12 protein-coding genes are annotated in these 14,021 nt (G+C 43.0%); 9 read left to right on the top strand and 3 right to left on the bottom strand.

Annotated elements, in window-relative coordinates; translation table 11 throughout:
• Positions 1 to 289: 289 nt before the first annotated feature.
• The 3 genes from V7K30_RS02150 to V7K30_RS02160 all read left to right on the top strand — a co-directional run bounded on the left by V7K30_RS02150 (position 290) and on the right by V7K30_RS02160 (position 2,651).
• On the top strand, positions 290 to 505 hold the full coding sequence (locus V7K30_RS02150; RefSeq protein WP_334996658.1) for a hypothetical protein: 216 nt from the start codon (positions 290 to 292) through the stop codon (positions 503 to 505).
• A gap of 7 nt (positions 506 to 512) precedes the next feature.
• On the top strand, positions 513 to 938 hold the full coding sequence (locus tag V7K30_RS02155; protein ID WP_334996660.1) for a type II toxin-antitoxin system VapC family toxin: 426 nt from the start codon (positions 513 to 515) through the stop codon (positions 936 to 938).
• A gap of 141 nt (positions 939 to 1,079) precedes the next feature.
• Positions 1,080 to 2,651: a metallophosphoesterase family protein gene (locus V7K30_RS02160; RefSeq protein WP_334996662.1), complete on the top strand. Its 1,572-nt coding sequence runs from the start codon at positions 1,080 to 1,082 to the stop codon at positions 2,649 to 2,651.
• A 268-nt stretch (positions 2,652 to 2,919) separates the two neighbouring features.
• On the opposite strand, the gene V7K30_RS02165 is transcribed toward V7K30_RS02160, so the two are convergent.
• A complete protein-coding gene (locus V7K30_RS02165; protein ID WP_334996664.1) occupies positions 2,920 to 4,215 on the bottom strand; it encodes an ABC transporter substrate-binding protein in 1,296 nt (431 codons plus the stop codon).
• 200 nt (positions 4,216 to 4,415) lie between these two features.
• Here V7K30_RS02165 and V7K30_RS02170 point away from each other — a divergent pair, with 200 nt between their 5' ends.
• From V7K30_RS02170 to V7K30_RS02185, 4 genes are all read left to right on the top strand, one after another.
• The gene (locus V7K30_RS02170) at positions 4,416 to 5,174 is read left to right on the top strand and encodes a YebC/PmpR family DNA-binding transcriptional regulator (protein ID WP_334996666.1); all 759 of its coding nucleotides are present in this window, start codon (positions 4,416 to 4,418) and stop codon (positions 5,172 to 5,174) included.
• 380 nt (positions 5,175 to 5,554) lie between these two features.
• Positions 5,555 to 5,848: a hypothetical protein gene (locus V7K30_RS02175; protein WP_334996668.1), complete on the top strand. Its 294-nt coding sequence runs from the start codon at positions 5,555 to 5,557 to the stop codon at positions 5,846 to 5,848.
• Positions 5,849 to 6,361: 513 nt separating this feature from the next.
• Positions 6,362 to 6,538: a hypothetical protein gene (locus V7K30_RS02180; protein WP_334996670.1), complete on the top strand. Its 177-nt coding sequence runs from the start codon at positions 6,362 to 6,364 to the stop codon at positions 6,536 to 6,538.
• 362 nt (positions 6,539 to 6,900) lie between these two features.
• Positions 6,901 to 8,157: an FAD-dependent hydroxylase gene (locus tag V7K30_RS02185; protein ID WP_334996672.1), complete on the top strand. Its 1,257-nt coding sequence runs from the start codon at positions 6,901 to 6,903 to the stop codon at positions 8,155 to 8,157.
• A 3-nt stretch (positions 8,158 to 8,160) separates the two neighbouring features.
• On the opposite strand, the gene V7K30_RS02190 is transcribed toward V7K30_RS02185, so the two are convergent.
• Together V7K30_RS02190 and V7K30_RS02195 are read right to left on the bottom strand one after the other, a co-directional pair.
• On the bottom strand, positions 8,161 to 8,781 hold the full coding sequence (locus V7K30_RS02190; protein WP_334996674.1) for a Uma2 family endonuclease: 621 nt from the start codon (positions 8,779 to 8,781) through the stop codon (positions 8,161 to 8,163).
• A gap of 37 nt (positions 8,782 to 8,818) precedes the next feature.
• Positions 8,819 to 9,031 (bottom strand): tyrosine-type recombinase/integrase, encoded by a 213-nt coding sequence (locus tag V7K30_RS02195; RefSeq protein WP_442941041.1) that lies wholly within the window; start codon positions 9,029 to 9,031, stop codon positions 8,819 to 8,821.
• Between the two features lie 292 nt (positions 9,032 to 9,323).
• Here V7K30_RS02195 and V7K30_RS02200 point away from each other — a divergent pair, with 292 nt between their 5' ends.
• On the top strand, positions 9,324 to 11,252 hold the full coding sequence (locus tag V7K30_RS02200; protein ID WP_334996676.1) for an MASE1 domain-containing protein: 1,929 nt from the start codon (positions 9,324 to 9,326) through the stop codon (positions 11,250 to 11,252).
• A 306-nt stretch (positions 11,253 to 11,558) separates the two neighbouring features.
• Positions 11,559 to 13,775: a lytic transglycosylase domain-containing protein gene (locus tag V7K30_RS02205; protein WP_334996678.1), complete on the top strand. Its 2,217-nt coding sequence runs from the start codon at positions 11,559 to 11,561 to the stop codon at positions 13,773 to 13,775.
• Positions 13,776 to 14,021 lie beyond the last annotated feature (246 nt).

A 14,021-nucleotide genomic window follows, 5' to 3' on the forward strand; every position in this document is an offset into this window, starting at 1 on the left:
GGGATTAAAGATAGGACAGGGTGAGGTTTTTCTTTTGTTTTGGGTAATTTGATGACTTGTGTGTACACGGTAGCCGAGTCTGAGAGGGAGAGACTTGAACTTTAATTTAAGATAGGGAGAGGTTCGTCGCACTCACGTAACATTAGTTCAGTTGCTGGCTTGGGCAATTCTAAAAAATCGATATAATTCGTAAGACAGCTATAAGTATCTTCACTAGTTATTGCGTCGTCTACTCTATCCGTATTGTCACAACCAGCTTAGGATAGACTAAAAGCAATTTTTGCGAAAAATGGTAGAAAAAATCACAGCTGTCTTTAATGGTAAAGTGTTCTATCCGGCTGAACCGATCGCACTGCCAATCAATACCCGCGTGCGAATCAGTATCGAAATTTTACCGCCAAGTGAACATGAAACGGTATCATTTCTGCAAACGGCGCGATCGCTCAACCTAGATGGGCCACCTGACTGGTCTACTAATATAGATAAATATTTGTACGGTAAGTAAACTTTCCATGCATTCTGAAGTCTTTCTTGATACATCATTTGCCATTGCCTTATCTGCACCGAGCGATCGCTTGCATGACCGAGCCTTACATCTGGCTAAAATGTTACAAGTAGCAGAAACTCGTTTGGTGACAACACAGGCGGTGATGTTGGAAATTGGCAATGCCTTATCCCAACTACCTTATCGTCAGGCGGCAATCATATTATTAAATTCTCTAGTAGCAGACTCTAAAGTAGAAATTGTCCCCCTCTCTCAGGAACTCTACGAACGTGCTTTCGAGCTATATCGGGAACGAACCGAGAAAGAATGGGGATTTGTGGATTGCGTATCTTTTATTGTGATGGAATATAGCGGAATCACTGAAGCACTAACTGCTGATGAGCATTTTCAACAAGCAGGCTTTCGAGCATTACTGCGAGAAAATTTGCCTTAAGGATTGGGCATTGGGGATTGGGCATGGGGCATGGGGCATGGGGCATTGGTTATTCACAAATGACTAATGACTAATGACTAATGACAATTAAATATTTCGTTACAATCGGCATGTGCGTTAGGCATTCAAGAGTTATCAGCCATGAAATTGATTTCCGATCCACCGATTCCTGTAAAAATTCAAAAGATGAAGGAACGGGTGCGGTGGATGCATCCAAGTTTTGTGCAACGGGGAATTGACCAAACCAGCATGGTTATTGACGATCGCAGGCAGGATAGTCCAGAATTTTCCTTTATGGTTATCGGTGATTCCGGCACTAAATCCCATTCTCGACACCATCCCCAACGAAAAGTTGCCGAACTGATGCTGACTCACCACGATGATTGCAGTTTTGTGTTGCACACAGGCGATGTAATCTATGTGGTGGGTTCCCAAGAGTATTATTCAACAAACTTTATTGAGCCTTACCGAGAATTTCTTGTCGGTGGCGACAACCCGAAAGGCATTCCCTACGACCGCATGGTGTTTAATCTGCCATTCTTGCCAGTACCTGGTAATCATGATTACTACGATGTGCCGTTGATGTACCGTTTATTTACTGGAACAACATCTTCATTACGTCGCCTGTTCCGCTACAAAGATATCGAGATTGGCTGGCATGGATCATATCAAGGTAACGCCTATGCACGGGCATTTATGGACTATACCCAGGCGATCGCTTCCCCACAAGAGTTGGAACGTCATTTAGATCGGCACTACACTGCTAAGACTGACACAGGGCGCTGTTTGCGTTACGAACCTGGGAATTTTACGCGCTTACCTAATCGCTATTATACCTTTCGTTACGGCGGGATTGACTTTTTCGCACTGGATTCTAATACTTTTAATACACCATCACCTTTACCTGCAACTCAAGAGGGGGAAATTTACCGCCGCCAATTGCAAAAGCGTCGCCAAGAAATAGATCAAGAAGAATTGCAGATTTTGGGAATATGCGATCGCCTCAACCCAGATAAACCCACCGAAGCGGAACAACTCGATGAACTTAGCGCCAAACTAGACCAAATAGACGAGATCAAAATCGATATTGAAAAACAATTGGCATCTGAGAAAATGCCTGCGATCGACTTTGAACAACTTGAATGGTTGCGAAGCAGACTAATCGAATCTTGGAACACCTCCGAAGTGCGCGGACGTGTAATATTTTTCCACCATCCTCCCTACGTCACAGAAGCTACTAAGTGGGATCAGGCGCAAACCTTGGCGGTTCGCCACCGATTGCGCTGGGTGTTTGAACAAGTGGCACAAACTCTTGGTTCTCTAACTAAAGAACGTCCCATAGTCGATTTAATTTTAAATGGTCACGCTCACTGTTTGGAGCATCTTCGCACAACTGATACCGGATTTGCGGACTCCCACATTAACTGCATTATCTCTGGTGGTAGTGGTCATCGTCCCCGATATCAACGGCGAAGGGGGACTGAATTGATGGAGACTTTTACGGAAATTGCAGGTAAACCCACTCGAAAAGTTGCCGATTCAATGCTTTTTGTGGGTCGTCATGATTACAATCTCCAGAATCGCCTGCCTTACTCATGTGTGCGGATTGATGTTTTGGATGGTAGCCCGCCCAAGTTTATCATTAGACCGCTGGTTACTGAACGTATTGAAGATGAGTGGTATAACCGCGAACTTGAACCATTTGTGATTTAAACAAAAAACCTCACCCTGGTTATGCTACGCAAAACCTGTCCCTCTCCTTACTAAGGCTAGGGTGTACACATAAGTCTGAAAATAGCTGAAGAAGACAGGTTTTACCCCACCCTAACCCTCCCCTTGTAAAGGGGAGGGAACCGGAAATCTCATTTCCCCCCTTTATAAGGGGGGATTAAGGGGGGTGATACGACACTGTAGCCTTAGTAAGGAGAGGGATGTTCTTTCTTGACAGGGTGAGGTTTTCCAGGGATTTCGGGTAATCGGATCACTTGAAAATCAAATCAAGGCGTTGCTGGGTTGCTTTGAGTGATTCTGCTGGCGAACTTTTACCCAACAATACAGATTCAATCGCCCGACCTACACTGTCAGAAATCCGATTGTAACCAGGAAATATCGGACGCGATCGCCCATATTTAGCTTGATCTAAAAATACCTTCACCTGTGGTATTTTTTTCACAAAATCCTGATATTTTGGACTTTCACGAGACTTCAAATTCACCGGTAAATAGCCAGTTCCTAATGCTAATTCTGTCTGAAATTCTTCACTCAAAGCATATTCGACAAACTTAAAGGTTGCTCTTTCGCGTTCCGGTGTGGTTTTGAAAAAGAAGAGATTCTCACCACCAATAACAGTAGCAGGTTTTTGCCCAACAGGAATTGGAAAAACATCAAAATCGACACCAGTCTCTTGAAATTGCCCCAGATTCCAAGGGCCATTTAATTGCATTGCGACTTTACCAGCCAGCAAGTCATCTGTCTCATAACCCCGTTCTGGGCTAGATAAAATAGCGGAACCGTCCGTAATTAAATCGCGCCAGAATTGCAAAGCGGCGATCGCACCTTGATTATCTTGCAAATCTACTGCTGCCGCATTCTGTGAACCATCATTCACCAACTCGCCGCCACCACTCCACATAAACGGCAACCAGGCAAACACTGTAAATTCTCCCTTCCCCAAAGGCAGAAACATCCCATATTGATCTGTTCGTCCATCGCCATTGGTATCACGAGTTAATTTCCTCGCAACTTGGCCAAACTCCTGCCAAGTGCGGGGTAATTCAGTAATTCCCGCCGCCTTAAACAAACTCGGACGGTAAAAAATGCCAACATTATTTGTAGCAAAGGGCACAGACCAAATCTTACCGTTGTATTTCATTGATGCATACAAAGCGGGGTCAATTTCGGCTTTTATGGGAGATTTTTCGAGCATGTCATCCAAAGGTAAAAGCGCGTTGAGTTCTACCAATTGACCTGCGATCGTCGGGTTATACCATAACAAATCTGGGGGTGCATTTCCTACCACCGCCGCTAAAATCTTAGGTGTTTGCTGATCTTGTTGCCCAATATAAAGCGACTCTACTTGAATACCTGGATGGGATTGATTGAATTTGTCTACCAGCTTTTGCAGCACATCCCGATTTGGTGGCGGATTTACACCTTGCCACAGGGTTAAATGAATTACTTTATCTTCTCTAACACCAGGTAGGATACTTTGACATCCAACTAAAGCTAGTATGCCCACCAATAATCCAAGCAGCAAGCTCCGAAAGTAGTGTGACACTTTCTTTCTTTTTCGCTTGGCATGGCGAGGAAGAGAAAAAAATCGTGCATCATAATGTTGATTAAAATGATTGGTCAATTCTCTTAGTTCTCTCACAACAACTTTGCCACTCTGATCTAGCCTTGCACAATTATCTGAAGTTATGGTTTTTGCCAGCAAATATATCCTAATCTGGAATAGAGTTTTGATAATTTCAGATTATGGCAGGACACAGTAAATGGGCAAATATTAAGCGCCAAAAAGCGGTAGTAGATGCAAAAAAGGGGAAAACCTTCACTCAGTTATCCAGGGCGATTATCGTTGCTGCTAGAAACGGCGTACCAGATCCGGCGCTGAATTTTCAACTTCGCACAGCAATTGACAAGGCAAAGGCAGCGAGTATCCCCAATGATAATATTGAACGAGCGATCGCTAAAGGTGCAGGCACTTTTGGCGGGGATAATGCTACCTTTGAAGCGATTCGCTACGAAGGTTACGGCCCTGGTGGTGTAGCGATTTTAATCGAAGCCCTCACAGATAATCGCAATCGCACTGCTGCTGATTTGCGTGTAGCTTTGAGTAAAAATGGTGGCAATCTTGGTGAAACAGGTTGTGTTAGCTGGATGTTTGATCAAAAAGGCGTTTGTGTAATGCAGGGTGTAGTTGACGAAGAACAGCTTTTAGAAGCATCCCTTGAAGGCGGTGCTGAGTCTTATGAGATGACTGAAGATGAGATGGCTGAGGTATTTACTGACATTGGCAATTTAGAAACCCTTAGCCAGACACTCAAAGATCAAGGCTTTAAGGTGACTGATGCCGAATTGCGCTGGATTCCTAGTAATAGTGTAGAAGTTACTGATCCCGATCAGGCGCGATCGCTTTTCAAGTTAATTGATACTCTAGAAGGCTTGGATGATGTGCAAAATGTCACAGCTAACTTTGACATAGCAGAAGAATTGATGGCTCTCAGTATTTCTTAATCAAAATTAACACAGGCATTCTAGCCCTATGAAGCTACTCAGGCGCGTAGGCGTAGCCCGCACTTCGACACCTTTCGGCTTCTCTACGAGACGCTGCGCGAACGCTCAAGGCCAGAAGCTCAGTGACCATCGTAGACATCGCTCCTCAAGTTAATCGACACCGGAGAATACTTAGGTGTTGTGCAAAATATTACATCTAATTTGGAAATTACAGAAGAATTGGTGGCAATGAGTATCATATACCAAGGTATTCACTTAAAGTCATCTATCTTTGAATAGAGATAATTAAAAAATCACACCTAAGATTCACACAAATTACAAACTAATGACATACGGCTAATAGATAGTTAGGCAATTGCTTATTTGATGAGGAGTTTCAAATGAATAAGTTTGCTAAAGCCTTACTTTTGGCTCTGATGTTTGCTACCCCTGTAGCCGTTTCTGCATCTACTGTTCAAGCCAAAACTACTTCTACCCCGACTGCAACTTACGCAACTGCTAAAGTTGCCAAATCCAAGACTGCAAAACGGAAGCATCATAAACATAAACACCACCACTCCAGCAAAGCTGTTAGAAGTAAATCTGTAGTTAAACAATCCGCAGTTAAAAAAGACGTTACTCCAACAGGTGTAACTACGCCACCCGCAGCTACACCAACCACCCCAAATAACTAATTATTGATGAAAGTAGATAGCTGTTTCTCCACTCATCTTTTGCAAAGCCGCCAGACGTTTCCTTGATATCTGCTTAATAATTGTTAAGCTGGAGCGAATGTAGACTATAGACGGTTATTCATGAGTGCCTTACTGCTCATATATGACTTTTATAGTTGCTGTTAACTTTCAGATTTTGTAGTAGTTATATAACAAGTTTATTTTCTACTACTCTCTAACTACATACTATGCCGTTTAGACCTGCTGTGGATCACAGCAGGTTTTTTTTGAAGTTGGTAAATTTCTTTAAAACAATAGAATTACGCTTACTTAGTCCAAGAATTAATTCTGGCTAATTGCCAAAAAACCTCCGTAAATTTTTCTCTGTAGAATAATAAATCTTGCGGTGTATATAGATTATAATTTCGGCAAAAATATCCACAAAAACTTCATATAAATAACAAGATATCTACATATGTCTTCGTCATATTTATATTTATAGATTCACTGAACAAATAGAATCAAGGAAATCACATGAACAAGTTTGCTAAAGGTTTAGTTCTAGCTCTAGTACTTGCTACCCCTGTAGCCATTGCTGCACCAATTTTTCAAGCTTCACCGGCTTCAGCTGCTGTTACGCATCATAAATATCATCACAAAAGAATACATAAAGCTGGTTACGTACATCACGTTCGTAAACATAATAACTAATTTCCTGCTGTCAAACACAGGACATTTAATAACAAGTTACTCTTACTATAGCAATCCGATTTGATTTCTGAAATTATTTGCGTAGGCTGGGAGTAGGGAGTAGGGAGTGGGGAGTAGGGAAGAAGCCTCTTTGAGTTGTACTGAGTTTTTTCAAAAATCAAATATGAGTCCTATAGTAATAGTTGGTAGTAGGTGTGCAACAAATTTATACTTTATTTGTCTGCAAAATAAGTAAAGATGTGTAACCTCGCTGTTGTCCTCAGTCATCAGCGGGGTTTTTCAATGTTTGCTTCTTATTAACTTGCTGATGAGAGCGCGATCGCGTCAAAATAAGAGTTAAGACGCTGTAACCTAACTTAACAATGACCCTAACGCAGCTTGAGCAAATTTCCCCTCAACCAACACCGCAAGACTTGCGGGGATATGAATATGATTTGGTAATTGTCGGCGGTGGGATTATTGGGTTAACTCTAGCCTCTGCTTTAAAAGATTCTGGCTTGAGTGTCTTGCTGATTGAGGCGAAAGTGGCATCAGCGGCTGTAGCTAAGGGACAAGCCTATGCAGTTCACATGCTTTCGGCGCTAATTTATCAAGGAATTGGAGTTTGGGACAAAATGTTGCCTCAAATCGCCAAATATTGCCGAGTTCGTCTTTCTGATGCCGATTATCCCAATGTGGTGGAATTTGCCACAGATGATATAGGTACAACAGAGTTGGGTTATGTGGCGGAACACCAAGCGCTGTTGCAACCATTGCAGGAGTTTGTCCAAAATTGTCCAAATGTAACTTATCTGTGTCCGGCTGAAGTGGTAAATACGCAGTACCAGAAGGATATAGTAGCCATAGATATTAAAGTTGCCGATCAGTTACAGACAGTTCGCAGCAAATTACTTATAGCAGCAGATGGGGCGCGATCGCCAATTCGTCAAGCCGCTGGGATCAAAACCTCTGGCTGGAAATATTGGCAGTCTTGCATAGTTGCATTTGTCAAACCAGAAAAACCGCACAATAACACCGCTTACGAAAGATTTTGGTCTAGCGGGCCCTTTGCGATTTTACCTTTACCGGGGAACCGTTGCCGGATTGTGTGGACAGCCCCCCACGAAGAAGCAAAAACTTTATGTGCTTTAGATGATCAGCAATTTTTGGCAGAACTAACCCGCCGCTACGGTAATCAGATGGGGAAATTAGAATTACTTGGCGATCGCTTTGTATTTCAGGTACAACTCATGCAAAGCGATCGCTATGTTCTCCCCCGACTAGCATTAATTGGTGATGCGGCGCACAATTGCCATCCCGTCGGTGGACAAGGTTTAAATCTGGGTATTCGGGATGCAGCAGCTTTGGCGCAAGTAATCCAAGCAGCGCACCAAGCGGGTAAAGATATTGGCGACATTCAAATTCTTAAAGGTTATGAACGTTGGCGCAAGCTAGAAAACCTGACAATTTTAGGTTTCACCGATTTGTTAGATCGGATGTTTTCTAATAACTTCTTACCTGTGGTAGTGGTTCGTCGCCTCGGTTTATGGTTTTTGCAGCGAGTACCTGTATTAAAAGTGTTTATGCTGAAGTTGATGATTGGCTTGAAGGGGCGGACTCCAGAATTAGCAAAACGATAAACGCTACACTACACCAGCTTGAAAAATCTGATTTGGGGTGAGATTCAATTCGGGAAAAGTTTGGGAAACAATGCGATCGCTATCTCGAAACTTACTTATCTGATATTCCCCATCAACTAAGTTACAAACAGAGATTGTCGGTTGTTTCGGGTTGCCGATAAAATTACGTCCACCCAAAGCAGCATAATCGACAATCCAGTATTCTGGGATACCCATCTCTTCATAGTCAGCATACTTCAAGTAATAATCGTCTCGCCAGTTGGTTGATACAACCTCAATCGCCAAAGGTATCGATGCACCCAAACTAACGGTAGATGCTTTTTTCCATAATTTTTCGTTTGCCAGATTTGCACGGTTTAGCACCAACACATCTGGAAAGTAACCAGAATCTTTTTCAGCAGGTCTAACTATAACTTGGTTGGGCATGAAGTAGGGCAATCCTAGACGTTTAATTTCAACAGGAATTTCGATACCTAGAAATCCTTTAACTTCCTCGTGTTCCCCTACTGGTTGCGCCATTTCAACAATGTCTCCGTTATGCAGTTCGTAGCGTACCCCTGAGTTTTCGGGTAGCCAATCGACGAATTCCTCAAAGGTTACTAGCTTGGGTATGGCTTGAGTCATAGATGATAGAGAATTACTGCTTTGGACAATATTATCTCTAATCTAGGGGACTTCGGACAGCTTTTCCACCACGGTTAAGAACGTGGGTATAAATCATTGTAGTTTTCATATCTTTGTGTCCGAGTAATTTATGTACAGTGCGGATGTCATAGGCATTTTGCAGTAAATAGGTAGCGAAACTGTGGCGAAACGGATAACAACCCACCTTTTTTTGAATACCAGCTTGACGAACTGCTTGTTTTGTTTTGATGCTTTTTGTCTTCTACTTTCATAGCTGCTTTATGTTCCGACCTTAAGGGAAAAGGGCATTCTATGTTTAGAAAGCAACAGACCTCTTGCAAAAGTCAAAAAATTAGGAATGTTATTCTGAGCAGAACTCAGTCGAGAGAAGAATCTCACCAGATGTTTCGCTTTGCTCAACATGACAATTTAAATTTATGCAAGAGGTCTAACGTTGATATCAAGCAGCCACTAAACAGATGATTCAACAAAAATCCCCTATATTCCCTCATGGGCTAAGGCAAATCGGAGGCAGCGTTGTTTTGGCGAGCACCTACTATGAAATGGCTGAAATTTCACGTCATCTGGCCTCCACACCGAACAATGTGACTCCAGTTTGGCCCCCGGATGGAATTGCTGCTGGGGCTGTTCTGTTGTTTGGTAACTGGATCGGGTACGGTGTTTTGCTGGGTTCATTTCTTGCCAACTTTTGGGCGTTCCGAGATCCAACAAGTTTCTTATCCTTGGCGATTTCAACGCTGCCAGTGCTGGGAATTGCGATCGGAACAACTCTGGGGACTATGTTGGGTGCCTTCCTGCTGCGGAAAACTACCAACCTTCACTATCCTTTAGAACGTGTCACCAACGTATTCAAATTTTTGATTTTAACCGGCATGGTGGGGCCGATCATCAATGCAACTGTTGGAGTGGCTTGCTTGGCGTTGAGTGGTAAAGTTCCCTGGACAGCGTATGGGACTGTTTGGTTAACCTGGTGGATTTCTAATGTTTCAGGAATTTTTATCGTCACCCCGATTCTGCTTAGTTGGGGGCAATTCATTCAAAAAAACCGACATTCAATCTGGCAATGGTTATCCCTCAGTTCAACGTCAGAGGATTCTGAAAATCTCTCTCATCTTCGACACTCAAGAGCAAATTCACGCCCTTTAAGATTCTGCTTAATCGTAGTAGAGCCAGTTATCCTGATGGGGTTGGTCATTTTCATCGGCAAAGTTGCTTTTGGTCAGGGATATCACCTGGAGTATATGTTGATTCCGATATTGATCTGGTCTGCCTTTCGACTGGGGCAACCGGGTGCAACAGTGTTAACTTTTATTGTCGCTGCGATCGCTGTGATCGGAACCGTTAATGGCAAAGGTGGTTTTGTGACTAAGGATCTCGACCAATCTTTGATCCAACTGCAATCGTTTATTGGCGTGATTACACTCACCATTCTTGTGCTGACAGCGACGATCGCAGAACGAACACAAGCAGAAAGCAAGCTGCGTTTAGCTTTTGCCGAATTAGCCAGAACCAATGAAACTCTGGAAGTTCGAGTTCAGCAGAGAACTGAAGAATTGAATGAAAAGAATACGACTCTGAAGCAAACCCTACAAACGCTTAAACAGACTCAATTACAGATGCTTCACAGTGAAAAAATGTCTGCATTGGGACAGATGGTGGCAGGGGTTGCCCATGAAATCAATAACCCGGTTAATTTCATTGATGGCAACTTAATTTATCTTTCTGAGTATATCCAAGGTCTGCTGGAAGCATTGCAAGCTTACCAACAGCACTATCCAAATCCACCTCTTGCCCTGCACGCAGAATTGGATAAACTTGAACTAGACTTTTTACGGGAAGATGTTACCAAGATTCTTCAGTCCATGAAAATCGGTACCGAGCGCATCTCTACTATTGTGTTATCGCTGCGGAACTTCTCGCGCTTGGATGAAGAAGGATTGAAAGCGGTAGACATTCATCAAGGGATTGATAGTACCTTGGTGATTTTGCAACATCGATTGCAATCGACAGTCGATCGCCCCCAGATCCTGGTTATTAAAGAGTATGGTCAGTTACCACTGATTGAATGTGATGCTGGCTCCCTTAATCAAGTGTTTATGAATCTTTTGAGCAATGCTGTTGATGCATTAGAAGAATCTAATCAGGGGCGTTCGTTCCAAGATATTTTAGCCAATCTCAATACCATCTGGATTCAGACTTGTCAAATCGATACAAACCAAGTGATGATTATGATTTCTGACAATGGAATAGGCATTCCAGAAGAGATTTGCTCTAAACTATTTGATCCTTTTTTCACCACTAAGCCCGTTGGCAAAGGCGCTGGCTTGGGTTTGTTTATGAGCTATCAAATTGTGACCCAGAAGCATGGCGGTAATCTTTGGTGTGACTCCACACCGGGGCAAGGCACAAAGTTTGTGATTGAGATTCCTGTAAAAGCTAACGAGACTTAAACACAAATTAAGCCCAAATGTAACCCAAACTAGCGATATTCGCAGCAAATAGGTCACGATGAATGGTTAACCAATCGAAAAATAGACTCATACATAGCTGTTCTGAAGATATTGCAGTTTATAGTAGATCAAAGATAGATGTAATAATATCTAATATGTGCTACTCACTCAGTACTGCCAACCGTAGGATTGAAATTTAGGATTTTTCTACATAAAATTAAAAATCTAAAATTAAAAATTGGTAACACTGATGGTTAGGAGTGCTAGAGTTTCAAGAAACTCACCGGAACTTTTCAGCGGGTATTCATGCTGAAGAAACTACAGAAAAAGCAAATTACGATAATTGCGGGTGCAGCCCTGTTTGCCTTTTTAGCTGGGGCAATGGTATCAGCACCTGAGATTGGCAAATCTCTGGGGAAATGGCTCAAACTGAGTCAGAATCGAGCAGAGCAAACATCAGAGGGTAGCATTGCCCAATCAGCGGTCTTTCCACTGATCTCACAATCGCTGCCAGAACGGGCGGCAAAACTAGCAGCGATCGCCGGGCAATCCCGTTCACCAGACCGAAATCGCGCTCGTTATCTTTTAGCGAGTGATTACATTGAAAGAACCCAAGCGAAAAAAGCGCTGGTTTTACTGGACGGATTAGATAAAGACTATGCCATCTTTGCGCCCTACATTTTGCTGAAACAGGCGCAGGCAGAGGATATCTTGGGCGAGGACGGCAAAGCCTCGGATCTCAGGCAAAGGGTGCTAAAACTGTATCCCAAAGAAGCGGCCTCGGTGAAAGCACTATATTTGATTGCCCAACCGCAGCAACAAGAAATAGCGATCGCTCAATTTCCTTCCAATCCTCTGACTTGGGAAATTATCCGCAAACGCTTGCAAGAAAATCCCAATCAGCCAAAATTACAATTGATTTTGGCTAAATATGCCTATGACCAACCAGGCATAGTGGGCGTTTTGGATGAGTTAGTAAAACAGCCTACCCTGAAACCCGAAGATTGGGAACTCATTGGTACAAGCTATTGGGAAAATAGTCAATTTCTAAAAGCGGCGAATGCTTATGCCAAAGCACCCAAAACATCCCGTAACCTCTACCGCACTGCACGGGGGTTACAGGTAGGGGGCAAAGATAAAGAAAAAGCGATGCCTGCGGCGGGCTACGCCTACGCCACCTATAAACAATTGGTGCAGCAATTTCCAAACACTGAAGAAGCTGGGAATGCTCTACTGCGGTTAGCAGAAACCGCAAAAACAGCTAAAGACGGCTTACCCTATCTTGAGCAGGTAATTAGTAAATTTCCTAAACAAGCTGGGACTGCGCTGGTACAAAAAGCCAAAACTCTCGAAGCCCTCAAGGATCAAAAGTCAGCTAGCTCGGCGTGGCAATTACTCATAGCCAAATACGGCAATTCTGACGAAGCTGCCGAGTACCGCTGGAAAATCGCCCAAGATAAAGCCAAAACCAAAGATTACGTCGGTGCTTGGCAATGGGCAGAACCAATTGTCACCAACAACCCCAATAGTATTTTGGCTCCCAGAGCAGGCTTTTGGGTAGGGAAATGGGCAGCTTTACTAGGGAAACAGCAGCAATCTAAAACTGCTTATGAGTATGTGATTAGCCAGTTTCCCTACTCTTACTATGCATGGCGAGCAGCGACGATGCTGGGGCTAAATGTTGGCAACTTTGACAACGTGCGTGTCATGAATCCAGAAGTAATCGCACCCCAGCGTCCATTACCGCCTGCTGGTTCTGAAACTTTCAAAGAATTGTATCTGCTCGGTCAAGACCGCGATGCCTGGTTACAATGGCAAACAGAATTTCAGGACAAAATTCAGCCAACGGTAGCAGAGCAATTTACTGAAGGGTTGATGCGGCAGGCTAAGGGAGAAAATCTCATCGGAATTGACAAAATTTCTAAATTGGAAGATCGGGAAATACCAGCTGAACTTGCCCAATATCAGACTCTGAGCAAACAAATCACCTACTGGCAAGCCCGTTATCCATTTCCCTATCTTCGAGAGATTGAAAAATGGTCTATTGAGCGTAAACTCAATCCTCTGTTAGTCACTGCCTTAATCCGTCAGGAGTCACGGTTTGAGCCAAAAATCAAATCCGTTGCTAACGCTACTGGTTTAATGCAGCTGTTGCCGAGTACCGCTCAATGGATTGCCCCACAAATCAAGTTGGATATCAAAACCATAAACTTAGAAAATCCCAACGATAACATCATGCTGGGTACATGGTATTTGGATCATACCCATCAGCAATATAACAATAACTCCTTGCTCGCGATCGCCAGTTATAATGCTGGCCCCGGCAATGTCTCCAAATGGCTGCAAAGTCTAACTACAAAAGATCCAGATGAGTTTGTTGAAGAAATTCCTTTTGATGAAACCAAAAATTATGTGCGGCAAGTATTTGGCAACTACTGGAATTATTTGAGACTTTACAACCCTGAGATTTCTGGCATAGTGGCAAAATATTCTGTTCAACACCCACAACTACCGGTGCGATAATGTTAGAAAATTATGAGTTGTGAGTGTTGAGTTAAAGCAATTTTTTAATTCAAACGTTCACAACTCATAGTGATAAGTTGAAGGCAGCTATGCTAACGCTGCTCAAGAAAATTATTTCACTGGTTGGCATTTTCGCTCTTTTTTCTATTGAGAGGGTCAGGCGATCGCTAATAGCTTGAGTTAATCGCATCTGCAAATGTTAACATATCTTAATATATTAAATGTTACTTTTTTCGCACCCTCCTT

It is taken from the genome of Nostoc sp. (genome assembly GCF_036917655.1).
Taxonomy (GTDB): Bacteria; Cyanobacteriota; Cyanobacteriia; order Cyanobacteriales; family Nostocaceae; genus Nostoc.

Bases quoted from the DNA above. Each gene is read 5' to 3' on its own strand.
- V7K30_RS02150 (WP_334996658.1), top strand. From the start codon at position 290: ATGGTAGAAAAAATCACAGCTGTCTTTAATGGTAAAGTGTTCTATCCG.
- V7K30_RS02155 (WP_334996660.1), top strand. From the start codon at position 513: ATGCATTCTGAAGTCTTTCTTGATACATCATTTGCCATTGCCTTATCT.
- V7K30_RS02160 (WP_334996662.1), top strand. From the start codon at position 1,080: ATGAAATTGATTTCCGATCCACCGATTCCTGTAAAAATTCAAAAGATG.
- V7K30_RS02170 (WP_334996666.1), top strand. From the start codon at position 4,416: ATGGCAGGACACAGTAAATGGGCAAATATTAAGCGCCAAAAAGCGGTA.
- V7K30_RS02175 (WP_334996668.1), top strand. From the start codon at position 5,555: ATGAATAAGTTTGCTAAAGCCTTACTTTTGGCTCTGATGTTTGCTACC.
- V7K30_RS02180 (WP_334996670.1), top strand. From the start codon at position 6,362: ATGAACAAGTTTGCTAAAGGTTTAGTTCTAGCTCTAGTACTTGCTACC.
- V7K30_RS02185 (WP_334996672.1), top strand. From the start codon at position 6,901: ATGACCCTAACGCAGCTTGAGCAAATTTCCCCTCAACCAACACCGCAA.
- V7K30_RS02190 (WP_334996674.1), bottom strand. From the start codon at position 8,781: ATGACTCAAGCCATACCCAAGCTAGTAACCTTTGAGGAATTCGTCGAT.
- V7K30_RS02205 (WP_334996678.1), top strand. From the start codon at position 11,559: ATGCTGAAGAAACTACAGAAAAAGCAAATTACGATAATTGCGGGTGCA.